This window comes from Larkinella sp. VNQ87 (genome assembly GCF_049445795.1).
GTDB lineage: Bacteria > Bacteroidota > Bacteroidia > Cytophagales > Spirosomataceae > Larkinella.
Window position 1 is genome coordinate 309,613 of the sequence record NZ_JBMSDT010000006.1, and the last position, 24,163, is coordinate 333,775.

Sequence of the window (24,163 nt, forward strand, 5' to 3'; positions counted from 1 at the left end):
GGATCAGCCGCGAATAATGGTAACAGGATCAACCTGCGACGCTTTTCGGGCGGGCAGATAACCGGCCAGTGTCGTTGTAATCAGTCCGAAACTGAAGGCGGCCACGTAGTCTTTCAGGCGAAAATTGACGGGCAGCGTGTCGACATTGGCCATTCGCAGCGGTACCTGATCAACGAGGGCCGAAATTCCCCACCCCAAAGCCAGCCCGGCCAATCCGCCCAGCAAGCCGATGAAAAGGGCCTGTTGCAGAAAAATCAGCGTCACGTCACGGCCTGAGAAACCCATCGCTTTCAGGATGGCAATGTCTTTAATTTTTTCGTAGATGGTCATATTCAGAATATTATAGATACCAAAACCGGCGACCAGCAGGATGGTAAAAACGACGGAAGCCGAAATGATGTCGCGCAGAAACGAAGCTGCCTGCATCTGCTGGTTGGCGGTTTTCCAATCTTCCACTGAGTAGCCGGACCGATGCGCGTAACGCCGGGCAAACGCGGGAGCCTGCTGATAATCGTGCAGATTGATTTTGATTTCGGTAATGTAACTACGGTTTTTCCCGAGCAACTGCTGCACCGCCGGAATGCTGGCGTAGGCTTTGGTTTTATCGATGGCGGCAACGGATGTTTCAAAAATGCCCGTGACCTCGTACGGCCGGATGACGCCCTCGCTGGTCATGATGCTGACGTAATCGTGCAGCCGAACGCCCAGTTTCCGGGCCAGTTGGCTCCCGAGCAACAGGGCATTGGGTTGCTGCCGGATGCTTTCCAGGTCACCCTGTCGCATTGTCGACCGCACATCGAACAGGGCATCTTCGGCCAGAATATCGACCCCCGAAATGGTTCCGTTGGCCTGCGTTGGCCCGTTTCGAAAAAAAACGTTGGCGTTGACCTGCCGGGTGACGGCCTGCACCATCGGGTCGCGTTGCAGAATGGTTAACCATTGATCCGGGTTGGCGATGTAGTCGGGCGTCGGCTGGGCCTGTTCATGCGTGAGCCGAACGACGGCCTGGGGCCCGAACCACTGGCGTACCAGCGACTGCCGGGGCCGGGGCTCTCCGCTGAACATCCGAACATGGGCCGTCGTACTGAAAGCCAGGTCGGTTTGCAAATCGTTGACCCCCGAAACCAGGCTATTCATGAAAATGTACATCGAAATGCCAAACGTGACGCCCAGCGAAGCCACGACGGTTTGCCGCACCCTTGCGGTCAGGTGTGTCCAGGCAATTTGCGTTAACACGGCGCGTTTCATACACTTTGTGCTTTGGGGATGACCGGTACCAATTCGTCCTGCTCGGTGAGTCCCGACCGGATTTCGACCCAGGTATCGCCCCGGATGCCCGCCTGAACGCGCCGTTCGGAGCCGTCGCGGAGCCGCACCCGGTTGTCGTCCGTGATGTATTCTTTCGGAATGACCAGCGCCCGGGCTTGGCGGGCCACGATGATATTGGCCTGCAACTGCGTCCCGGCAAGCTGGCTGGCCGGGGGGCGTTTAAAAACCGCATCGACCCGAAACGCCTGTTCTTTGGTATCGAAAGAAGCATAGATCCGGGTGATCGTCGCCGGGTAGATCGTTCCCCGCTGGGTGTTCAGTTCCACCAATACCGACTGCCCGGCGCGTACTTTCTGCACATCGTCTTCGGTCACAAAAAGGCGGACTTCCAGCGGCCCCGCGCCAATCGTGGCCAGTACGTCGCCTTTCCGGACGAGTTCGCCCGGCACTTTCTGGGTCTGGAGCACCCGCCCATCGGCTTCACTGCGTAAGGTGAAATTCCGGTAGTTCTCCTGCTGACCGATCCACTGGGCACGGGCCGTTTGCTGCTGATTGTCGAGCGATTGCCGCAGGTTTTGCAAATCATGCTGGGTGGCGAGGTAGTCGGCCCGGGAGGTTGTATAGGCCAGCTCGGCTCGATCAAAATCGGCGCGGGAGACCGCCTGCGTACGAAGCAGGACTGCGTATCGGTTCCGGTTGACTGAGTCGGTGAGCATTTTCCGGCGGGCCGCATCAAGCTGCGTTCTCAGCGCAGCCAGTTGGGGCGACTGCTCGGCGGCATTCTGGCGGGCGAGTTCGTAGTTGGCCTGGGCGCTCGTCAGGTTGGCCCGGGCGCTTTCGTCGGTTATCCGAAACAAGAGTTGACCCCGGCGAACGCTATCGCCATCCTGAATGTATTTATGTTCCAGGTAGCCTTCCACCTGGGCCGTCAGCGTATACTGATCGCGGGGCATCAGGGTTCCGGAAGCAAACACGGCGTCGATCACATCACGTCGCTGCGGCTGGGTCACCGTTTCCTGGCGGCATCCGGTCAATCCGGCCAGCCAACAAAGTCCGAATACGGTAGAAAAAAACGGTTTCATGGTCATTCAGGTAGTCGTGATGCAAAAACCGCCTGCGCTGCCTGGTAATCCGCCAGTCGGTTGAGGTAATTCATCTGGGCATTGAGGTAATCACGGAAAGCCGTCTGGTAGGCTTCCAGCCCCACCAGGCCCTGCTCGAAACGCTGCCGGGTGAGCGTCAGCGTCGATTGGTACAACGCCACTGTGGTGGCAGCCCCGGCAACGGCTTCAGCCCCAAACCGCACCTGACCTTTCAGCTTCAACTCCGCGAACTGAGCCTGTTGCCGGGTGGTTTCTGCCTGTTTTCGGGCTATTTCAAGATCAATCTGAGCCGCTCGTCGGTTGTTCTGCTGCGAGAAACCGGTAAACAGGGGCACTTCCAGCCGCAGGCCTATGAGCGAGTTCGGGTTCCAGGCACCTGGTCCGAAACTGAGCCGGAAGCTGTCCTGAAACTGCTGGTAGCCCAGGCTACCGTAGAGCGACACGCGGGGTACCGCACTCCAACGCTGCTGATCCCAGCGGCTTTGGGCCAATTGGGCCTGTGCTTCAGCCAGCGCGATGGCCGGGTCGGACCGAAGTGGCAGGCCGGTTTGGGCGCTATCGGGGAGCAGGCTTTCTGCCGGTTCGGTGAGCTGGGGCGGCTGGTCGGGCGGCAAACCCATGAGTTGCCCCAGCGCCCACCGGGCTTCTTCGAGTCGTTGCTGGCTGTCGCGCCAGCTATCCCAGGCCGTCTGACGAATCACTTTCGACTGGTTTCGTTCCACCGCACTGATGAGCCCCTCGGTCAGTTTTTGCTCCGCCAACCGGTCCAGCGTATCCGAAGCGGTCCGGTTTTCGGCGGCAACCCGGACCGCTTGCTGGGCGAGCAGTTGCTGGTAATACGCCGACGCCAGGTTTTCGCGCAAGGTTTGCCATACCACATTTCCCTGATGTCTGACCAGTTCCTGGCTAAGCCGGGCCTGTTGCCGGTTAAACCGGTTCGTCAGGTTGAGCAGATCCACCTGGGCGTTCAGGACAGCGTTGTAGTTGTATTTTTTGCCAAACTGCAGCGGAATCGTCGTGCCCGGCTGACCAAGAATTTCGCCGGGAACGGGCGTAATCGGCAGATTCAGGTTATTCTGCGCCATACTCGACAACCCTACCTGCGGCAACCGCTGCCCGTCGGCTGCTTTTCGGGTAACTTCCGCTTTCTGCTGCTCCAACGCCTTGATCCGCAGATCCGGGGCGTGTTGTTGGGCATACTGCCAGACTTCGTCGAAACGCTGGAAAGACGACTGGGCAATACCGGGCAACGATCCCATTGCAACCAGCCATCCCCCCAGCACAATTCGGTACGTTTTCATGCCCGTTTCCAGGTGCGGGAGCGCTTGACAATTCCGATCGAACCGGTCAGTTCCAGTTCGTTGTTCGACCGGAGACGCAGGGAGCAATCCACCGTACGCCCTTGTTTGGGGCTGTACGTCTTTCCATCGATCCAACTGCCATTTCGGTAGGTCAATCCCCAGAAAACCGTCATTCCCAGCAAAGGTTGCTGGCGTTTGGCCGGATCGGGGTTGTTTTCATCCCGTTTCGGGCTGCCGTCGGGGTGGTTGGGTTCGGCCATCCAGACGAGCTTGGCCGAGTAGGTAGTCCCGTTCCGGCTTATCTCGTATTTTTGGTTGCGGTCTTCGCTGTACCACTGGCCCACAATCCGGTCCCCATCGTTCGTTGGCCAGGGCCATCGATTCCATCCAAAAAATAGCAGGGTGGTTAGCATTACGATTTTCATCATGGCGTATCTGCGTTTGATTATTGACGAGCCAAAGATGGGGCGCAGCCGAACCGGCAAACAGCCGAAATTCAGCGAAGCGGACAAAATAAGAAGCCAGCCGTTCATCCCTGGCCGTCGATCCGTTGTCCGGTTTTAGGCGATACGCCGTTCGATTCAAAGGGCGTGCGAAGTGGCTTTTAGGCCTGTTCAGAGGGCCATTCGTCCGGTTGAGGGCCGGGCTTGTCCGGTTGAGTTGGGTTCGATTCGTCTGAATCCCGCCGAATGCCTAACTTTCCGGCATTTCCGGGTTTTGGCCTGATCATCTAACCCATCGACCCTTGAAACGACAATTTTTTATTCAACAAAGACTGCCGCTGGCCGTTGCGCTGACCACGGGCCTATTCAGTTTTTTGCAGCGACTGGTGGGCTTTACGTCAACGGAGTGGCTGAATCTCGGTTACGCCTTTGTGCACAATTTTACCTTCAGTCTGTTGATTTGGTGGCTGACCGACTGGCTGGGCAAACACTTCTCCAGGCTACAAAAAGTGGTGCTGGTTTATGTCATTGGTTTTTTGCTCATGTCGATCGTGGCGTATACGGTCAATCAGTTATCCCAGCAAGCTATCCTGCCAATTCAGCCACCCGGTTTTCGAAATCAGTCACCCCAGGCGGGTGTGGGGAACTATCTGTTACAACTTCAACTGTTACGATCGTTCACGCTCATCACGGCCATTCTGCTGATTCACTACACGGTGGAACTCTTCAGCGAAAAACAGCGGATGCAGTTGGAAAACGAACGGCTGAAACAGGAGAACCTCAACGCGCAACTGGAAGCGATCCGGCAGCAGATCAATCCGCACTTTTTTTTCAATACGCTGAACACGCTGAAAACGCTGGTCAAAAACAACCAGCCGGAAGCGTTGCCGTATATTATGCAGCTTTCCAACGTGTTCCGCTATCTGCTGCGGCTCCAGCAGCAGACTTGGGTGACGCTCGACGAGGAGCTTCAGTTTCTGAAAGCCTATCAGTTTCTGCTCGAAATACGCTTTGCCGACGCTTTACGCATCGAGATTGAGGTGCCGGACGCCTTGTTGTCGACCCCTATTCCGCCAGCCACGTTGCAATTACTGGTCGAAAATGCCGTCAAACACAACGTCGTTTCGCTGACGCGCCCGTTGCACATCCGCATCCGTCACCAGCCGCCGGATGCTTTGTGGGTCGAGAACAACCTTCAGCTCAAACGGACGCCCGAACCGTCCGGTCAATTTGGTTTACACAGCCTCAACAACCGCTATGCGTACCTGGGTGGACAAGGTATCCAGGTGGAACAAACCGACGACCGGTTTCGGGTCATTCTTCCCCTCATCACCCGCGAATCCACGCATGAAAACGCTCATTATTGAAGACGAAGCCAACGCAGCCCATGATCTGGCGGCCATGCTTCAGAAAATCGATCCGACCATCCAGATCTGCGCCTTTCTCGACAGTGTCGAAACCGCCATCGAGTGGCTGCGCCGGAACACGCCCCCCGACCTGATTTTTATGGATATTCAACTGGCCGACGGCGTGAGTTTCGAAATATTGCGGGAAGTCGAGATCAGCAGCCCGGTTATTTTCTGTACAGCCTACGATGAGTATGCGCTACAGGCGTTTCGGGTCAACAGCATCGACTATTTACTGAAACCGCTCGAAGAAGCCGACCTTAAACGGAGCCTCGACAAACTGGCCTTCCTGCGTCAGCAATTTGGCGACTGGCCCCAAAAGCTGCTCAACTGGTTTAGCCAAAACCGCCCGGCATCCGGCGGAAAAAGCAGTTTTCTGGTTTCCTTCAAAGGAAAGTTATTCCCGGTTCAGACCCGCGACATTGCCTATTTCATCATCGAAGACAGTTTGTCGTTCCTGATCACGTTCGACGGGCGCAAACTGCCGCTTTCCCAAACACTGGACGTGATCGAAGAGCAACTCGACCCGCGCCAGTTCTACCGGGCCAACCGCCAGTACATCATTGCCTTCGAGGCCGTGAAGGAAGTCGAACCGTATTTCGCCCGTAAACTGGCCGTAAAACTGCGGAGCATCAAACCGGAAACGGTGTTCATCAGCCGGGAAAAATCCACCAGTTTTTTGCATTGGCTGGAAAACCGCTGACCGGGAGCGAGGGCATTATTGAGCACCTATACGGGCTCTTTCGCCCCCGAATTTGTCCGTTCCGGGCAAAATTGGCTTGGGTCGTCGGCCCGTCCGGGCTTTTTTAGCGTAAACTTTTTCGTGAAGAGTAGGACGCTAAATACCTTTTGCCATGCTTATAAACGATCATTTGGGGAGTTACCGACTCATTTTTCTCGTCGTTTTCGTCCTGGCGGTCCTGGCCGAGATGATCTGGAACTGGGCCGAAAACCGAAAATTGTACGAGACCCGCGAAACCTGCTCCAACCTGTTTTTACTGACCGGTTTTGTCCTGACCCGCAAGTTTGTCACGCTGGGCTACCAACTGATTATCCTGGACTTTTTCTACGGATTGGCGCCCGTTCACCTGCCCGAAACCGGCTGGGTCTGGATCGGTTGTTTTGTACTGGTCGATTTTATGTACTTCTGGTTTCACTTTGCTTCGCACAAAATCGCCTTTTTCTGGGCATTTCATGTGACCCACCATTCGGCGGAACGCATGAACCTGACCACCAGTTACCGCCTGAACTGGTTGTATTCGCTGTTCAATGTGTTCTTTTTTGTTCCCTGCGTCCTGCTGGGCTTTAGTCCGTCGATGGTGGTTACCTGTGTCTTTCTCAACATTTTTTATCAATTTTTCCTGCATACGGAAGCCATCGGCAAACTTGGTTTCCTGGAAGGGATTCTGAACACTCCGGCGGCCCACCGGGTGCATCACGGCCGGAATGACCGGTACGTGGATAAAAACCTGGGCGGTTTTCTGCTTATCTGGGATCGGATGATGGGAACGTATGAACCGGAAGGCGAAAAAGTCCGCTATGGCGTCGACGGCGCTTACACGGGCCCCAATCCGTTTAAACTGCTGTTTGGCGGACTGATTGGGCTATTGCGGCATACCTTCCTGAAGCAACCGGGAAATTCGAATGAATCCTAAACAACTTTTAGTATCCGCTTGCTTGTCTTCGTGAAGTAAATCTGTTCATGTATCTATCGTGCTATCCTGAAGGCCACCGTTGACGCGGTGGCTTTTTTGGTTGCAGTGATTTTTTCGGGCAATTTCCTGGCCGCTTCGGGTTCCATTTTGTCCGTTTAACGTCTAAACGTGTAGGCCCTTCCACACATTTCCTGTCACTTTGGAACCGTAAACGACTTACATTCATATGGTTTTTGATAAACGTCTCCTCTTTCTTTTTTATCTGCTTTGTACGTTGACCACCGCCCGGGGCACCGCCTGGGGGCAATCCCGGTTTACGTTGAGCGGAACGGTAAAAGACGCTCGCTCCGGCGAGGTGCTCATCGGCGCAACGGTTCGGGTCCAGCAACAACCGACCGTCGGGACTGTCAGCAACGAATACGGTTTTTATTCCCTGACACTTCCACAAGGCGACTATACCTTTCAAATCAGCCTGATGGGGTACCAGACGGCCACGAAAACCGTCAGCCTAACGGCCAGTACCCGGCTGGATCTGGCGCTGTCGGAATCGGCAAACGAACTGCAGGAAGTGGTCGTTCGGAGCCGGGCGGACAATGAAAACATCACCAACCCGACGATGGGCGTCGAACGGCTGCAAATGGCCGACATCAAACAGATCCCGGTTTTGCTCGGCGAACGCGACCCGTTGAAAGTCCTCCAACTGCTGCCGGGCGTCAAATCGGCGGGCGAGGGAAACAGCGGTTTTCACGTCCGGGGCGGCAACAGCGACCAGAACCTGATTCTGCTCGACGAAGCGCCGGTGTACAATGCCTCGCACCTGCTGGGTTTCTTTTCGACCTTCAACGCCGACGCCATCAAAGATATGTCCATTTTTAAAGGCGGCATGCCTGCGCAGTATGGCGGACGGCTTTCGTCGGTATTGGATGTCAAGATGAACGATGGTAACAACCAGACGTTTCACGCCGGGGGCGGTATTGGGCTGATTGCTTCCCGATTGTACGTGGAAGGCCCACTGGCGAAGGACAAAAGCTCGTTTCTGATAACGGGTCGCCGGACCTATGCCGATGCCTTTTTGAAATTGTCGAACGATCCGGACATCAACCAGAACACGCTGTACTTCTACGACCTGAATGCCAAACTGAATTACACGCTTTCGGCCAAAGACCGCTTGTTTGCGTCGGGCTATTTTGGCCGGGATCGATTCGGCCTGGGCGATCTGTTCAACATCGACTGGGGTAACGCCACCGGTACGCTGCGCTGGAACCATCTTTTCAATGAGAAGTTGTTCAGCAACACCTCGCTGATTTACAGTCAGTACGACTACCAGGTCGGCGTCCAGAACGGCAGCAATGACTTCAGCCTGAAATCGTCCATCCGGGATTACAACCTTAAACAGGAGTTCAGCTATTACCCCAGTCCGGCCCACGCCCTGCGCTTTGGGGCCAACGTGATTCACCACACCATCACCCCGCGCAACCGGACGGCCACCAGCGAGAATTCCAGCGTGAACGACACGAACGAAAAAAGCCGCTATTCGCTGGAAAGTGCGGTTTTCGTCAGCGACAAGTGGCAGATTTCGCCTAAGTTTTCGCTCGAATACGGCCTGCGTCTGACCTCGTTTCTGGTGTTGGGCGGCAGTGATTACTACACGCTGGACGACCGGCAGAACATCGTAGATACTTTGTCGTACGCGTCCGGAGAGGTTGTCAAACACTACCTCAACCCCGAACCTCGTCTGGCAGCCGCGTACGTGCTGAACGATAACCTGTCGATCAAGGCGTCCTACACCCGCAATGTGCAGAATCTGCACCTGATTTCGAACTCGGGCACCTCGACGCCCAACGACCGCTGGTTGCAGAGCAGCAACCTCATCCGGCCCGAAATTGCCGATCAGGTGGCGGTGGGCGTTTTCCACAACTTCCGGGATAACCAATACGAATTCAGCGCCGAAACGTATTACAAGGCGCTTCAGAACCAGATCGATTACAAAAACGGCGCCGACTTCCAGTTTACGGATGCCCTCGAAACCCAACTGCTTTTTGGCAAAGGCCGGGCCTACGGACTGGAGTTGCTGCTGCGGAAAAAAACCGGCACGTTGACGGGCTGGGTCGGTTATACGCTCTCCCGGACGGAAAAGCAGATCGAAGGCATCAACAATGGGAGTTGGTATGCCGCCCGGCAGGACCGCACCCATGACTTGTCGGTGGTAGGCATCTACCCGGTTTCCCGACGCTGGACGCTCTCGGCCACCTTTGTTTACAACACCGGCAGTGCCGTGAGTTTCCCCACGGGCAAATACCGGATCGACGACGGGGTGGTTTTCAACTACACTGAGCGCAACGGCTACCGGATGCCCGCGTACCACCGGCTGGATCTGGGGGCCACGGTCAAATTCAGAAAACGGAAAAATTTCGAATCCGACCTGGCGTTTGGGCTGTACAACGCCTACGGCCGCGCCAATCCCTACGCCATCAACTTTGAACAGGATTCGTACGATCCTTCCAAAACCGAGATTCAGCGGATTACGCTCTTCAAGATGGTGCCTTCTGTTACCTACAACTTTAAATTTTAATCCCCATGGTACGTTTGCTTCTTTTTATCACGCTGGCCGGTTGTCTGGTGTCCTGCGTCGATGTGATTCACCTGGATTTGAATGAAACCGCTCCGGCGCTGGTCATTGAAGGCCGGATCAACGACCTCGACAGCCTAAGCGAAGTCCGCATCACGCAGACGGTCGATGTCGACAATACGAACGAATTCCCACCCGTCACCAACGCCCTGGTGGTGCTCGAAGACCAGACGGATGGCGTTCGGGACACCTTAACCCAGCCGTTTCCGGGTGTTTACCGGACCTCGAAACTTCGGGGGGTGCCGGGCCATCGATATGGACTTCGGGTGACCGTGAATGAACAGGTGTACACCGCCCAGGCTACCATGCCGACCAAAGTGCCGCTGGAGGCAGTTGGCTACACGACGGATAACCGCCTGCATGAAACATCAATCCGGACCGTGGCCACCTTCACCGATCCGGCCACGCCGGGCAATTATTACCGATTCATCAATTACCAGAACGGCTTGCCTTCGCGGACGTACTTTGTTCGTTCCGATGTATTTACCAACGGCAATCGGATTGAGCAGACGATCCGGGATGAAAACATTACGATTGAGACCGGCGACACGATGGTGGTGGAAATGCAGTGCATTGAAAAGGCGGTTTTCGACTACTTCAACGGCCTGGCTCAGCTTCAGGGCGACAACATCAACCAGGGCGTTTCGCCGACTAATCCGCCGAGCAACCTCAGCGGTGGTGCGCTGGGCTATTTCAGCGCCCATACCGTCGATCGAAAAGGCGTGACCATCCGCTAAATTCTCTACTGTTCTGTACGCCTATGAAAATCTTACGCTTCGGATGTCTGTTGTGGCTGGTCGGTTGCTCCACTTTTGCCAGCGCACAAGGGTTGAAATACCCGCCTTTCACGAAATGGTATCAAAATCCGCTGGGTTTTGAACCCATCAATCTCCATACGTCCAGCGCCATTATTTTACCGGCCGGAGCGGCCCTGATCGGTTTGCTGCTCACGAAAAAAGACACAACACTCCGCAACCGGTTTTCGGTGTTCGCGGAAGGCGGAAGTTCGTGGGGATATTTTCCGCCGTATACCACGATGCACCAGACCAATGTCGGCGTCGTATTCCAGGCTCGGCGTTGGCTGTCGATGGGAGCGGAGGCAAATCTTTATCTTCCCAGGGATTCGTTCAATCATACCTGGGGCGTCGGGCTGCGGCCATTTTTTCGGTTTTATCCGATTAACCGCCCCGGTTTCCGGTTGTATTTCGACGCGGGAGCCGGGCTCATCCTGTTCGCCGAGCCTTTTCCGCAGCCTACCACCGGGTACGGCGTATTTTCAGAACCGCGAACGGGTACCCGGCTCAACGGCTCACCCCGGTATGGCCTGGGGGCTGAAGTCAATCTGACTGCCCGAACGGCGTTGATGGTCGGTGCCCGGCATGTTCATGTGTCGAATGGCAACCACCCGAGCCAGGAACGCAACCCTGGTCACGACAGCAATGGCTTTTACGTGGGGCTGTCTTATGGCCTGATGCGACCGTAAAACCAACCGGTTGGTTTTACCGCAAAAAAGCCCAAAACATTCGGTCCATGTTTTGGGCTTTTTTGCCGGAATGTACTTGGGTTTAAATTTCCGACCGGGTTTTGTTGCCGACGACCTCATAGGCCACCTCGCCGTTCTCACGGATACGGGCCTGGTAGTAGATGCCATCGAGGACATAATACGTCTGCCCATTGAGCACGATTTTCTCGTACCCTTGCGGTAGGGAATCCACTTGCGCGCCCGCCGGGGGCGGTACCACCCTATATTGATTTTGCCCCGAAACCTTCACGTAGTAGGTACCATAATGGTAAAAGAAAGGGGCACCACCGATGGTTATGGTTACAAAACCGGCGGGCAAAACCGGGATTACCAATCCGACCGGCGGAGGAACCACCACGAACGTTCGGCCCAGCGGTTTGTAAAATACGCCATCGACATAGCGATACCCGACACGCCCGTGATAGATCACGGTGGTTGATCGTGGAATAACCGTCGTTCGGTAGCCCCAGCGGGGATAGGCCCGGTACCGATGGTGTACGACTACCGTCTGGCGTTGTATCCGTGCGGATGTAGCGGTTTCGGGAGCCGCTCCGAAAGTCGGCTGGCTCAGGGCCAATGCGGCCCAAAGCCCCATGCTAATGCAGGTTGATTTCATAAGACGTATCAAAAAAAAGTACAAAGATTGCCCCGGCCTTTGCGGGCAACCGGATACCCAAATTTCGATAAGGAGTCCGGGTTGATCCAGCAAATACGCAGCGAAGTCGCCAAATCGGCCGGTGAGCCGGACAGACTGAACCCGGAGCCTGAAAGCAACCGAGAGTCGCTTTCTCATCCCGAATCCGTACCCTTTTCTTTTTCCTCCAGATAGGGAGTGGTTTTACAGCCGTTCCGCAGCGGGCGTGTCCACCCGCTATCCAATAGCTTCGCCCGTCAAATCGGTGCTTTCGACCTGTTTTTGCTGGCTTGTTGCCAGCGGGACGACTTGTTTTGGGCCATCAACCATTTCATACCATTATTCATATGCTACGTTTTCTTATCTCCGCCGTTATCGTGCTGCTGCTTTCGGGTAGTCTTCAGGCTCAGACTACCCTCTCGACTGAACAAAAAACGCAGCTAAAAGCTAAACTGGAAGCGGACTGGGCCGCCCTCAATCTCACGGAAGAGCAGAAGCCCAAAGTAGAAGCCATCCACCAGACGTACGGACAGGGCCTGGCGGAACTAAAAAACGCAACCGGCTCGCGGCTCAGTAAATACCGAACCTTCAAAGAACTAAGGGATCGGCGCAATCAACAGATGAAAGAGGTCTTGACCCGGGAGCAATACAAGCTCTATGTACAACAGCAGGAACAACGGGAGAAAGACTTCAAAAACCGACGTTCCTCCCGGCAATGATTATCTTTTGTTTCACAGACCGATACCTGTTTTGTATGATACACGTAATCAGATGGTGCCTGCTCGTGCTTTTGTCCGGGATGGGCGCTTGCCGGGATCGTAACGAACCTCCCGAAGACCGGAAATACCGCTTTACCGGAAGCCTGTCCGTCGGTGGTCGGGAGCGAACGTTTGTGCTTCAGTTACCGGCTGACTACTACGATAAAACCGCCGACTTTGCCCTGGTCATCGGGCTGCACGGTTTTGGCGGCAACGCCCTGCAATTCGAAAAAGATTATTTGTTCACCCAAAAGGCCAACCAGGCATCTTTCGTGGTTGTCTACCCGGAAGCGGTACCCAGCGACGGTCCGCTGGGTCTGCGAACCTGGAATGCCGGAGCCTGTTGCGGGTATGCGGAAGAAAATCAGATCGATGACATCGGGTTCATCCGTAATCTGATCGATCGGTTGGGGGCCGACTACCGGATTGACCCCAAACGGGTGTATGTTACCGGCATGTCGAACGGGGGCATGATGGCTTACCGGCTGGCGTGTGAGTTATCGGATAAGATCGCGGCCGTGGCCGCCGTGAGTAGTACGATGATCGTGGCCAAACCGTGTCGACCCGGTCGGGCGGTCCCCCTGTTGCACATTCACTCCGTACGGGATACCATCGTGCCTTACCAGGGCGGCATCGGGCTGGGCGGGTATCGCTTTCCGCCCGTCGATTCGGTGCTAAGCGTCTGGGCCGGGCTGAACGCCTGCCGTCCGGCGCCGGTTACACGGGTCGACAATGCCGGGTATAGTCTGCGGGAGTGGACCGATTGCGCCCCCAAATCCGTCATTCAGGCTTATCTTACCAAAGACGGCGGGCACTCCTGGCCGGGCGGTCAAAAGGCCCGGCCCCAGGCCGACGAACCCTCGTCGGCGATCCAGGCAACGGATATCATCTGGGATTTCTTCACGCGTTATCAACTCCCGTGAGGGCATACCGGTCTCCGTCGGGTCCGAACCCCATTCGGACCCGATAAATCGTTTATCTTTAACGCATGCATCCAGTACACCCCTATTCGATTCCGTTCCGGGGAAGGTTCATTCTGCTCGGTTCGCTGGCGATCACCCTGCTGTTTGCCCTGCCCCGGCTGGCCCTGCTTTCGTTTGCCAGCCGGGGAGGGCGCATCGATTTTTCCTGGGCTGAGTTTGGCATTCGGTCGCTGTACTCGTTTCTGATCGCCGTTCTGTTTCTGCTGGTCAACCTGCATCCGCGCTGGTCCGGCGTGTCGGGCCTGCCGAAAGGAATCAATCGACACCTCATGCTGGGGCTGGTCAATGCGGGCTTACTGGCGGGGATTGATTCCCTGTTCATCCGCCTGCATCTTTCCCTGTTCGAGCCGCCCTTCAACGAACGACTGTTCCGGTTTTTCTTCCGCATTTCGATGGTTCTGGAGGTGCTGCTGGTCGTCCTGGTAGCGTACCTTTTTCGGTTGACATTCCATAATCAACAAGTCCGGATTGCCAACGAGCGTCTCCTGAAAGTCAATGCGGAAACCCGGTACGAGCTCTTGAAAAATCAGGTCAATCCGCATTTTCTGTTCAACTCGCTCAATACGGTCAATGCCCTGATTCTGCACGACCCGGTGGCCGCATCCCGCTTCGTCAGTCATCTTTCGGATGTCTTCCGGTATACGCTGACCAGCCGCACGGTGGATCTGGTTACATTGGAAGAGGAAATGCAGTTTATGGAATCGTACCTGGCCATGCTGACCGGGCGCTACGGCGAAAAAGTCCGGTTTGAGCTGGCCATCAATCCGATTTGCCATACCAGTCGCCTACCACCCATGGCGTTGCAGATGCTGGTGGAGAACGCCATCAAGCATAACGTGGCTTCGTCCCGGCAGCCGCTCCGGGTGAGGCTTGCGACCAACATCGACCATACATTAACCGTAACCAATGGCCTTCAGGTGAAAAAAGATCCCGAACTTTCGACCGGCCTGGGACTGGCGAATCTGAATCAACGCTGTCTTTACCTGTCGGGCCGGGAAATCCGGATTCAAAAAACCGCCGACACGTTTTCCGTGACCGTTCCTTTACTGCCTTAAGCCATGCGCGTATTGATCATTGAAGATGAAGCCCACGCGGCCACGCAGCTCATGACGTTGCTGCGTGGCTTACCCCATTCCATTGAGTTTGTGGGCGTGATTGACAATACGGAGGAAGCCATTGCGTTTCTGTCCACACAACCGGCCATCGACCTCATCTTTCTGGACATTTACCTGGCCGATGGCATTTCGTTCAGCATTTTTAAACAGGTGCAAACCGACGTTCCCATCATTTTTACCACGGCCTACGATCAATATGCGATTCAAGCCTTTGAGGTCAACAGCCTTGATTACCTGCTCAAGCCCATTCGCCCGGAACAACTGCAACGTGCCCTGGAAAAATACGCGCGCCTGACCGACCGCCGACCAGCATCCCCGGATAATCGACTGTTGGCCGAACTAAGCCAGCTTATCCAGGGTGAGAAAAAATACAAACGTAATTTTCTGATCCCGTTCAAAGACCGCCTGATTCCGGTGACCGCCGACGAATTTGCCTGGTTTGAAGTCCGCTATGAAGTGGTTCGGGGGATGAAATTCGACCAGGTGTCGCTGGTGATGGAAGAGAAAAGTTTGGAAGAACTGAGCAATGTCTTACACCCCGCTCAGTTTTACCGGGCCAACCGGCAATTCTTACTTAATCGAAAAGCCATCCGGGAGGTTCGGTACTACTTCAATGGGCGTCTCTATCTGCAGGTGGAACCGGCTCCTTCGGAAAAAATCCTGGTCAGCAAAAGCAAGGTGAACCAGTTCCGGGCCTGGATGAATACGTTATGACAGCATTGGTTCGACGGGTGTTGTGACACCAACAGCAGGTGTCCCTTCTTTATTCAGCGTAAAATCAGCATTTGGTTAGCAAAAGCTCAGCCTGCTTCCGGCGGGGGTGTTTTTCTTTGTCGGTAAGGGTCCACCCAAACGGATTCTTTTTACCGAACCATTTCTTCTGCTATGAAAATGTTTTTTTTCGTTCTTTTGGCCGGTGCGCTCAGCCATCCGGTAGCGGCTCAGACCAAACCGGCCCCTTCGCGAACGCTACAGTTTTGTACGTCCGTTGGCCCGGTCGACCTCACCCTGAAAGGAGATTCTGTGACGGGCCGCTACCTCCTCACCGTCACGCCCGACCGAAAGCGGGGCATCATTCGCGGGACGCTGCACCAGGGCTTACTGACCGGCACCTGGGATGATCCGGACGGTATTGGACGGATAATTTTCGGTTTCAATCCGGGCATGACCAAATTCATCGCCATCTACAATACCGCCCGGGACTCTTCCCAATGGTACAACGAGTGGAAAGGCATTCTGAAAGCCGAGGTCTATTCGCTGCCGGAAGCACAACGACGCACTTTTTCCTGCGAATGGGACTAAGCCCAGGCTGCTTTAGTTTGGTAACCCAATGGCTTTCAGGTCCGACTGTGGATTCATGGGAACGGTAAGCAACACCTGACGGGTCGTTTTGTCGTAAGAAAGACCATCACCGGACTCGTAGATTACCGTATCCAGCAGCACCTGCTGGCGGTGGGGGCTGGATGTTTCCAGGACTAACTGGGAGTGCCCTCCTGACCGTCGGATGCGGACCAGACCGTTGGGTGTCGGCACCCAGCCAGCTTCGTCGAGCGGGGAAAGATCCGGGCATATCGGTGTTACCGCGCTCCAACGCCCCACCGAGACGCGCCACAAACCCGGTTGGCCTTTTCGGGTGAACAGCAGGTAAGTCCCGTCGGGCGAAAACTGGCTCACGTAGCCTTCGATGCCCAATGTTTCAGGGGGGGCGGTTTTATCCAGCGGTAATCGGAACAATTCCCAGCGGCCGTTTCGAAGCGTACTGTAGACCAGGTATCGCCCTGAGGGATGTATGGCTGGATGAGCGTTCAACTGCTGATCGGCATACAGCGTATCAACGGCCCCACTGACCAGGTGAACCCGGACAAAGCGAGAGTCCACTTTGCCGGGGCGAAGGCTTTGTACAGCAATTAAGGCCCATTGCTCATCCGGAGAAAGGGTCAGGTGCCGAATCGTTTCATCCCGAAAACCGGTTAGCCGCCTGGGGGGCGAATCATCAGTTGTTGACCAGATCCAGACTTCGGGCCTGTCATTCTGATCGGAGACGTAGACCACCTTCCGACCTCCATTCAGGAAGCGCCCTTTGGTGTATTGCCGACCGGGTTGTTGCGGAAATAACAGCCGGACTTCCAGTGGCCGGTCGAGCGAAACCCGTCGTAGGTTGCGGTCGGCTTCGTATTGCTCAAAGACGATCCACGATCCGGCGACGATTGGATTGAAAAGGTTGGTGCCGGTCGAAAGAACCAGCGTCGGGGAAGCCAGGGGGGCATCGAGCGACCATAAATTGCTTTTTCCGGTCAGGGAAGCGCCAAACAGAACCCGATTGCCATTGGGATGCCAGCAAAAACCGCTGATTTTAGGGTACGGTTGTGTCAGTGGCCGAACCTGCCGGTTGGTGAGTTCCAGCGTATACAAGCGTTCGTTCCCGGCAGTCACCTGCTGTTTGAAGGAAATCCGGGTCCCATCCGGCGAAAAGCGGGGGGACATGTCACCGATAATCCCGGCCGGTGGAGTGGAGAGTTGCTCTTCGACAAACGTGTCGAGCGTCAGCGAATAAATCCGGTACGGCTGAGTGGGGCTTGCCCGATAGGCGTACACGGCTTTTTTTCCGTCAGGGTGAATGTCTAGCCCGATCAGGTGAGGACTGGACAAGTGATAAAGCTGCTGCACATCCGGCCAGCGACCGGCTGGCATCCGGCATAAAACCGCAGCGTTTTCGGACAGGATGCGGATGAAATACACAAACCGGTCATCTGGACTCCAAACCGGAAACAGATCTTTACTACCGGGAGCAGGCTGCGTGACTGGCGTGGGCACCCCGCCGGGAAAGGAGGCAACGTACAAGGACTTGCCCACCGGACGCCGGGCACCGTATCCGTCTTTGGCAAACACCAGACGGGTCCCGTCGGACGAAGCGTCGGCCCACAGTTCTTCGCCCGGCAGCGAAACGGCGGTGATGACCTCCGTTTGACCGGGCGTGGGCCGCTCCCGGTAGATGGCTATTCCCCATATCGTCAGGCCCAGGAGGCACGGTAACCCCAATATCCACCACCGAAACCGGGTCGGGAACAGTCGGGAGGGCTGTTTATGCGGCTGCGGGACTGGAAGGGTGGGCGCCATCGGTTCGGGCGTTGGCTCGTGATTGTTCCAGTCAACGGATGAAACCAGGCGATACCCCCGTTTTTTAACGGTTTCGATTTGAATCAGACCGGGAAACCGCTCGGAGGTCAGCCGGCGGATCTTCGATATAATCTGGTGTAAGGTATCATCACTGACGACGACATCGGGCCAGACCTGTTGCAGGAGTTCATCTTTGCTAACCAGCTCGCCCTGGTGGAGGGCCAGGTAATGCAACACGTCGATGATTTTGGGTTCCAGCTTATGGCGAACACCGTCTGGACCGGTAAGTTCCAGCGTCCAGCAATCGACTTCAAGGGCATTAATCCGGAAAACTTTCCTCATAGAAAACAACGGTGCAGCGGATGGCCTCAGCCAAAAATAAGAATAATATCAGGGATTCCGCAGCCTACTCAAGCGCTGGACCACTTAGCTTGCCGACCTTCTTTTATAAGTCAATGTCAATAAAGGCTAATGGTCCGCTATTTCAATAGCCAATTAAAAACTATCAGAATGATGACTAAACGAGTAACAGGGTGGCTGGTTGGTCTGCTGAGCAGTTGCTGCCTGTCTGCGTTCGCCCAGCCCACCCTGACCGACGATCAACAGGCGATGCTGCGCTTTCTGGACATTCAGGCTGAACAATTGTACCAATACAGTGATTCGCTCTGGAAGCTGGCGGAGCCATCTTTTCAGGAATTCAGGTCTGTCAAACTACTGACCGGTATTCTGCGTTCCGAAGGTTTTCGTGTTGAGGAGAATTTGGCGGGAGCCCCCACGATGTTCGTCGCCACATACGGGAGGGGTAAACCGGTGATCGGTCTGTTCGGTGAATACGACGCCGACCGGAATGCCGCCAACCTGGCTGTCCCCTACCGGCAGGTCGGGTCCGATAACCCGTATGGTCATGGGGCCGGGCATAACTTATTGGCGGTGGGGAGCCTGGGAGCTGCGCTGGCGATCAAACACCTGATCGATCAGGGCAAACTCCAGTGTACGATCCGGTATTTTGGCACAACAGCGGAGGGGGGCCTCGGCGGAAAAACATACCTGGCGCGGGACGGTTATTTTAACGACCTGGACCTGAGTCTGTATTGGCATCCTAGCCCCGTCACCCAAGCCAATACCGGAGGGTGGGACGCGCTCGTGGATGTAGCGTTTCAATTTACGGGTCGTAAACGGCCTGTGCGACTACCAGACCTGTCTGAAAACCCGCTGGAAGCGGCTCTGGACTGGCTTTCTGCCGTTCGACGCCTTCAGAAAAACCGGTCCCTTCCCGGCCGCATCCACTGGGTAGTAAAGACCCCCGGTGCCGACCTCCGCTGGGTGCCGGACACGGTTACGGTTGAGGTCAGAATGCAAAGCAGCCAGCAAACCGCCATCGTGCGGGCCCTCGACAGCCTGACGGTTTTTGCCGACCAGGCTGCCCAATCGAACCAGGTCACCTATTCGCGCCGGGTGCTCCAGGCCAAACACGAATTTATTCCAAACCGGACCGCCATGCGGCTGGTTCACAACACGATGGCGGTGTTGGGCGATCTGCGCTACACGGCAGATGAAATCACCTACGCCAATCAGCTCCAGACCTATCTGAAACAACCCGTCAGTGAACTAGCGGCTCCCCTGCGTCCGTTTACGGATCGAGCGGTTACAAACGGGCTAAACGGGTACGCCAGCGACATCAGTGATGCCAGTTGGCTGGCTCCGGAGATTTATTTTACCGTCTGCACCCAACCATTCGTGCCCATGCACGCCTGGCCGGCTACCGTTTTTACGGGGCATTCCATTGGTCACAAAGGGCTGTTGTACGCAGCTAAAGTCATGGCTGTGGTCATTGATACCTACGTCCGGGATCCCGCGTTGCAGCAGACCATCCGGCAGGAGCACCGGGAAAGGACGCAGCATTACCGCTATCGGTCGCTGCTGGAACCTGGCCCGATTCCGGCCGGAGCCAATTATCCAACCAATTGACCGCTAGTCATTTATTGGTCCTCTTGAACGGCTTGCCCTGGCAGGATGTCATCACCTTCCGCTACCTTTAGTTACTCGAATCACCGGTTCTTTAAGGTCATTCGTCGTCACGCGTTGCCTATTGAGATGAACCAGATTACGTACCGAAAAGCCGTTCATCTGATCGAATCCCGCTATCAGGAGGAGATTTCGGTCCGGCAGCTCTGCCAGGAACTAAACATATCGTATTACCACTTTATCCACCATTTTTCGGCCAGAAAGGGAGAATCCGTGTGGCGTTACATCAAGCGAATCCGGCTGGAGAACGCTTTCGGTTACTTGAAATACGCTCCGTATAGCGTCTCCCAAATCGCCGAATTGGTCGGTTTTGCCAGCAATCATTCGTTTAGTAAAGCGTTTCAGCACTATTATCATCGAGCTCCTTTGGCCCTCCGGAAAAGCGCCGACTACCTCCTCCCGCACACGTTTGCGCTGCCCGGTGCGGCCCCTCCCGCCGTCCTTAGCCCCCAAATAACCCTGGAGGAAATGACCCTGCCCGAACGGACGTTTTTTTATAAATATTACGAAATCATTCCTTTTCTTATCGCTGATTACCAGCATTTTCAGAAGGCCGAAAACCACCTGGCTTTCCTTCAGTCGAAGGATCGGTTTACGCCCATCGGAAAAGCACTGGAAACCCAGGCGGTTCTTCGGGAAGTGCTGCATCTTTCGGGAATACTTCGGCTGGAGATTATTCAGAATTCGTCGATTGTTTTGCCTGCTACTCCCCTTGGTAACAGGATGGTCCGGGTAGGATTTTTCGTGGAAGATCAGCCGTCGGCGCAGTTGCTCCGGCGATACGGTTTTTGGGAACTGCCCTTTCCGCGCGGGAACTATGTAAAAGCCCGGGTTGCGTTACCACCCTCTTTCGGAGCACGTTCGGCGTTTGACATCATTGAGCTTGTTCGGAGAAATGGCTGGTTTTACCTCCGTAGCAACACCATCCACCTCGGCGTGACGTCCTTTCTCGAACCGCTTTTTCACCTCTATATCCCGGTTGTCTAAACCTGCTGTTTACAAAAAAGCAATTTTGGACAACTCCCGGCGGACCGCTTCCGGCTACTTTTGGAGAAGTGCCCCGCATGGAGTGCCAGCATACGAATGCCTTTCAGACAACGATACTCATGACAGCCGAAAAACAAGCCATCGTCGAGACTGTAACCAACCTGATTTGGGCCGTCGACCGACGCGATTTCGCCCTCGCCAAAGACCAGTTTGCCGATTTGGTTACCGTGGATTATATCTCCCTGTTTGGAGGAGATGTGGAGCAACTTTCCGCCCAAAGCCTGGTCGACCGCTGGAGCCGGTTTTTGCCGAACTTGCAAATGACCCAGCATACGCTCAGCAATTTTAGGGTAGATGTCTCGGGTAATCAGGCTATCTGTACTTCCTACGTACAGGGTTTTCACTACCTGCCTTACACCGAAGGGGGAAGCCAATGGCTCGTCATGGGTTATTACACCCATCACCTGATCAACCTGGATGGCGGCTGGAAAATCACCTTGATGAAACTGACCACCACCTACGAAGAAGGCAACCGGAACGTCCTGGTAGCTGCCGGTAACTTCCCGACCGTCAGGAGCTTCTCTTTTGACAGTGAAGGCGACCAACTGGCCGGGCAGCTGCTGTTGCCGCCAACCTACCAACCCGGCGAAAAACTACCTGCCGTAATCGTGACCGGCTCCTGGACGACGGTGAAAGAGCAAATGCCGACCACCTACGCCCGGCTGATGGCCCAACGCGGTTTTGCGGCTTTCCTGTTCGATTTCAGGGGGTTCGGAGAAAGCGACGGCGCCCCACGGCAGTATGAAAGCGCGACCCGAAAAGTTGCCGATATCCGGAATGCCATCACCTTTCTGGCATCCTTACCCGAGGTGGATGCCAACCAGCTAGCCGGGCTTGCCGTTTGCGCCAGCGCCGGATACATGGCTGTGGCCGCAGCAACGGATACGCGGCTGAAAGCGTTTGCGGCTGTGGCTCCCTGGCTCCACAACCACGACATCGCGGGGGCTATCTATGGGGGAGAGCCGGGCATGCAGGGACGAATCGACCAGGCCGACCAGGCGCAGGCCCGTTGGGAAGCAACCGGCGAGTCGACGCTGGTTCCGGCCTGTAGCCCCACCGATGACCGGGCGCCGATGTTCGGCCAATGGGACTATTACCTGAATCCGAGACGGGGCGCTATTCCGGCCTGGAAGAACGAATTCAATGTTATGAGCTGGAAAGATTGGCTAACCTTCGATCCCATTCGTAGCGCCCCCGACATTCAGTGTCCGGTTTATCTGATTCACAGCCACGAAGCGGCCATTCCGCAGGGGGTTCAGCAGTTTTACGATACCCTCACGACGACCTCCCGAAACCTGACCTGGATGAGCGGCCAGCAGTTTGACTTCTATGACTCCGAACCGACCGTGTTGGCGGCCAGCAGCCGGGTTGCCGACTGGTTACACGTCCAGCTTTCTTAGACGCCCTTCTAAACCGTCCTATAATCAGACGGTTTTGTTTTGGACTCAATGAAAACACACAAACCCTTCAGGCGGGTGAAAGCCGGGTTGTGGTTGTTGTTTGTGCTGGGTTGTTTGGGGTACTCGCACCTGCTCAAGGCCCAGGCTGTTCCGGATGAACCGACTATACCGCGCTCTGCGTTTCTTGGCATCAATCCGTATAAACCATTCCTGGGTTTGCCCAATCTGGCTTTCGAACAGCAAGTAACCGGGCCGGTTTCTGTCTTTACCTTTGCGGAACACCTTATCCCGCAGCAGCGCATTCAGCCCAATGGGCATGAACATCCTCGGTTTGTTTTTCAACTGTCGGTACGGTATTACGTTTCGGTCCGAGATCCTCTGTCCGGCCTTTATGTCGGTTTTATCAACGGCTTTACGTTAAAACGTGCTCGCTCAAACCAGCATCAGGGTTACCTCAGTGGCCTGGAAATAGGCTATAAATGGTTGCCGGGACGAAAGAAGGCGGTTTATCTGGAACCCCGGATCTTAACCACCATTAATGTCGGCCGGAAAAATCCACTTGATATTGGGGCCGAGTTACAGGCTGGCTTACGATTCGGGCGTAGATGACGTTCCTGCTTCGTTGTTAAGGTACTCAACTTCGGTTTTCCGGAAACTGAGCTGCTCCCACCTGGAGAAGTTAAAGTTGTGGGTATATATTGGATAGAGATGTCTGGTCAATGCTCAGGAAGAACTAACGTTTTCGGCATATAAGAGCCATTCGGCAGCATGCGCACGCTGGTCCCAACTCTTGTAATCAGTAATATGATCTTTGTACTGCTGCTGAAGTAGTTTGCCGTCCAGGTGAAAATAGGCCCCCAGTTGAGAGCAGCTAATGGGCTGATGATCGATACACTTCTTTTAAAAAAGCCCGCAACGGCGGACCTTGCGAACTCTTTGGTCATTCGTGTTCCCTGTTGCACTCCATTCCAATCCTTGCTGATGATCGTCCCGGTCTCTTTAACTTCCCGCCGACGGCGCTTGGTACAAAGCGGAACCCACTGATTACGAATCGGAAAGTCCTGAAGGCTATTTCCGGCAAAAAATCTTTGGACTCTAATTTTTGATCGTTGTATTTCGCAGGAGGCAGGTTCTTTTCGTCCAGATAAATGTGCAGACCGGTAGAAGTTTCAACGACGTTGGACAGATTGAAGTAATCTAAGATCCCCTCGGGTAATAGAAAACGGACTAAGGCTTGATAAGACTCTGGCAAGCACTCAAAATTGATTCAGCGCAAAAAAACTACTTTTTTCCACGCCCCCAAATTTTCCGACTGATCCCAAGAAACTCTCCAAAATAACGCGGTTTGATTAAACGCACAAACCTAAAAAAATACAACACCCTCCACAAGTTTTAGGTTTGATCCATGAAACGCACAAACCTAGAAAAATACAAGGCTCTCCATAAGTTTTGGATTTGATCGGGATTTGATCGGTTATTTGTAAACCAGAGTGTAAACTAATATAAAAAAGGTCACAGCTTTCGCTGTAACCTCTTGATTTTCAACGTGGGAGTTGACGGGTTCGAACCGCCGACCCTCTGCTTGTAAGGCAGATGCTCTGAACCAGCTGAGCTAAACTCCCTTTCTTTATTTTTCCCGAACGTGTTTCCGTCGTTTGGGAGTGCAAATATAGCCGCCTGGGGCGGGTTTCTGCAAGCTTTCGGGTAAAAAAAATGAATATTTTTTACAACTAATTCACTGTCAATGGCCTTGGCC

The 24,163-nt window shown here is 54.9% G+C and carries 21 protein-coding genes, 1 tRNA gene and 1 pseudogene; 15 read left to right on the top strand and 8 right to left on the bottom strand.

From position 1 onward, the window contains the following. Nucleotides 1-3 precede the first annotated feature (3 nt). From ACO2Q8_RS12655 to ACO2Q8_RS12670, 4 genes are read right to left on the bottom strand one after another with little or no spacing between them, the layout of a single operon-like run. The gene (locus tag ACO2Q8_RS12655) at nt 4-1,248 is read right to left on the bottom strand and encodes an ABC transporter permease (RefSeq protein ID WP_423345180.1); all 1,245 of its coding nucleotides are present in this window, start codon (nt 1,246-1,248) and stop codon (nt 4-6) included. After that, nucleotides 1,245-2,351 carry an efflux RND transporter periplasmic adaptor subunit gene (locus ACO2Q8_RS12660; protein WP_423345181.1) on the bottom strand — a complete coding sequence of 369 codons (1,107 nt, stop codon included), beginning with the start codon at nt 2,349-2,351 and terminating at the stop codon, nt 1,245-1,247. Before ACO2Q8_RS12660 ends, ACO2Q8_RS12655 begins: the two co-directional genes overlap by 4 nt. A gap of 2 nt (nt 2,352-2,353) precedes the next feature. Beyond that, entirely contained in the window at nt 2,354-3,673 is a 1,320-nt protein-coding gene (locus ACO2Q8_RS12665; RefSeq protein ID WP_423345182.1) for a TolC family protein, read from the bottom strand. Then, a complete protein-coding gene (locus tag ACO2Q8_RS12670) occupies nt 3,670-4,101 on the bottom strand; it encodes a DUF2147 domain-containing protein (protein WP_423345183.1) in 432 nt (143 codons plus the stop codon). Before ACO2Q8_RS12670 ends, ACO2Q8_RS12665 begins: the two co-directional genes overlap by 4 nt. A gap of 317 nt (nt 4,102-4,418) precedes the next feature. Between ACO2Q8_RS12670 and ACO2Q8_RS12675 the strand changes: the two genes are divergently transcribed. The 6 genes from ACO2Q8_RS12675 (at nt 4,419) to ACO2Q8_RS12700 (ending at nt 11,289) form a co-directional block, all read left to right on the top strand. Continuing rightward, nucleotides 4,419-5,483 (top strand): sensor histidine kinase, encoded by a 1,065-nt coding sequence (locus ACO2Q8_RS12675; RefSeq protein ID WP_423345184.1) that lies wholly within the window; start codon nt 4,419-4,421, stop codon nt 5,481-5,483. After that, nucleotides 5,464-6,225, top strand: a complete 762-nt coding sequence (locus tag ACO2Q8_RS12680) for a LytR/AlgR family response regulator transcription factor (RefSeq protein ID WP_423345185.1) — start codon at nt 5,464-5,466, stop codon at nt 6,223-6,225. The genes ACO2Q8_RS12675 and ACO2Q8_RS12680 overlap by 20 nt, the downstream gene beginning before the upstream one ends. A 151-nt stretch (nt 6,226-6,376) precedes the next feature. Next, nucleotides 6,377-7,177 carry a sterol desaturase family protein gene (locus tag ACO2Q8_RS12685; RefSeq protein ID WP_423345186.1) on the top strand — a complete coding sequence of 267 codons (801 nt, stop codon included), beginning with the start codon at nt 6,377-6,379 and terminating at the stop codon, nt 7,175-7,177. A gap of 226 nt (nt 7,178-7,403) precedes the next feature. After that, nucleotides 7,404-9,749, top strand: coding sequence for a TonB-dependent receptor (locus tag ACO2Q8_RS12690; RefSeq protein ID WP_423345187.1), 2,346 nt, complete (start codon nt 7,404-7,406; stop codon nt 9,747-9,749). A 5-nt stretch (nt 9,750-9,754) separates the two neighbouring features. Next, entirely contained in the window at nt 9,755-10,543 is a 789-nt protein-coding gene (locus ACO2Q8_RS12695) for a DUF4249 domain-containing protein (RefSeq protein ID WP_423345188.1), read from the top strand. A gap of 23 nt (nt 10,544-10,566) precedes the next feature. Continuing rightward, on the top strand, nt 10,567-11,289 hold the full coding sequence (locus ACO2Q8_RS12700) for an acyloxyacyl hydrolase (protein WP_423345189.1): 723 nt from the start codon (nt 10,567-10,569) through the stop codon (nt 11,287-11,289). An 82-nt stretch (nt 11,290-11,371) separates the two neighbouring features. Here the strand turns inward: ACO2Q8_RS12700 and ACO2Q8_RS12705 are convergent, their stop codons facing one another. Then, nucleotides 11,372-11,944 (bottom strand): DUF6515 family protein, encoded by a 573-nt coding sequence (locus tag ACO2Q8_RS12705; protein WP_423345190.1) that lies wholly within the window; start codon nt 11,942-11,944, stop codon nt 11,372-11,374. Nucleotides 11,945-12,309: 365 nt separating this feature from the next. On the opposite strand from ACO2Q8_RS12705, the gene ACO2Q8_RS12710 reads away from it, so the two are divergent. The 5 genes from ACO2Q8_RS12710 (at nt 12,310) to ACO2Q8_RS12730 (ending at nt 16,120) form a co-directional block, all read left to right on the top strand. Beyond that, nucleotides 12,310-12,681: a hypothetical protein gene (locus ACO2Q8_RS12710; protein ID WP_423345191.1), complete on the top strand. Its 372-nt coding sequence runs from the start codon at nt 12,310-12,312 to the stop codon at nt 12,679-12,681. 35 nt (nt 12,682-12,716) lie between these two features. Next, complete coding sequence (locus ACO2Q8_RS12715; RefSeq protein WP_423345192.1) at nt 12,717-13,643, top strand: alpha/beta hydrolase family esterase; 927 nt, start codon at nt 12,717-12,719, stop codon at nt 13,641-13,643. 65 nt (nt 13,644-13,708) lie between these two features. Next, the gene (locus tag ACO2Q8_RS12720; protein WP_423345193.1) at nt 13,709-14,758 is read left to right on the top strand and encodes a sensor histidine kinase; all 1,050 of its coding nucleotides are present in this window, start codon (nt 13,709-13,711) and stop codon (nt 14,756-14,758) included. Nucleotides 14,759-14,761: 3 nt separating this feature from the next. Beyond that, on the top strand, nt 14,762-15,532 hold the full coding sequence (locus tag ACO2Q8_RS12725) for a LytR/AlgR family response regulator transcription factor (protein ID WP_423345194.1): 771 nt from the start codon (nt 14,762-14,764) through the stop codon (nt 15,530-15,532). Nucleotides 15,533-15,703: 171 nt separating this feature from the next. Continuing rightward, the gene (locus ACO2Q8_RS12730; protein ID WP_423345195.1) at nt 15,704-16,120 is read left to right on the top strand and encodes a hypothetical protein; all 417 of its coding nucleotides are present in this window, start codon (nt 15,704-15,706) and stop codon (nt 16,118-16,120) included. A 12-nt stretch (nt 16,121-16,132) separates the two neighbouring features. Here ACO2Q8_RS12730 and ACO2Q8_RS12735 read toward each other — a convergent pair whose 3' ends face one another. Beyond that, nucleotides 16,133-18,277: a winged helix-turn-helix domain-containing protein gene (locus ACO2Q8_RS12735; protein WP_423345196.1), complete on the bottom strand. Its 2,145-nt coding sequence runs from the start codon at nt 18,275-18,277 to the stop codon at nt 16,133-16,135. A gap of 168 nt (nt 18,278-18,445) precedes the next feature. On the opposite strand from ACO2Q8_RS12735, the gene ACO2Q8_RS12740 reads away from it, so the two are divergent. From ACO2Q8_RS12740 to ACO2Q8_RS12755, 4 genes are all read left to right on the top strand, one after another. Continuing rightward, complete coding sequence (locus tag ACO2Q8_RS12740; protein WP_423345197.1) at nt 18,446-19,903, top strand: hypothetical protein; 1,458 nt, start codon at nt 18,446-18,448, stop codon at nt 19,901-19,903. A gap of 45 nt (nt 19,904-19,948) precedes the next feature. Next, nucleotides 19,949-20,947, top strand: coding sequence for a helix-turn-helix transcriptional regulator (locus tag ACO2Q8_RS12745; RefSeq protein ID WP_423345198.1), 999 nt, complete (start codon nt 19,949-19,951; stop codon nt 20,945-20,947). A 119-nt stretch (nt 20,948-21,066) separates the two neighbouring features. After that, the gene (locus ACO2Q8_RS12750; RefSeq protein ID WP_423345199.1) at nt 21,067-22,407 is read left to right on the top strand and encodes an alpha/beta fold hydrolase; all 1,341 of its coding nucleotides are present in this window, start codon (nt 21,067-21,069) and stop codon (nt 22,405-22,407) included. A 48-nt stretch (nt 22,408-22,455) separates the two neighbouring features. Further along, on the top strand, nt 22,456-23,016 hold the full coding sequence (locus ACO2Q8_RS12755) for a hypothetical protein (protein ID WP_423345200.1): 561 nt from the start codon (nt 22,456-22,458) through the stop codon (nt 23,014-23,016). Between the two features lie 107 nt (nt 23,017-23,123). On the opposite strand, the pseudogene ACO2Q8_RS12760 reads toward ACO2Q8_RS12755, so the two are convergent. Then, nucleotides 23,124-23,659: pseudogene (locus ACO2Q8_RS12760) on the bottom strand (ISAon1 family transposase N-terminal region protein). 295 nt (nt 23,660-23,954) lie between these two features. Next, a tRNA-Val gene (locus ACO2Q8_RS12765) sits at nt 23,955-24,029 on the bottom strand. Between the last annotated feature and the right edge of the window lie 134 nt (nt 24,030-24,163).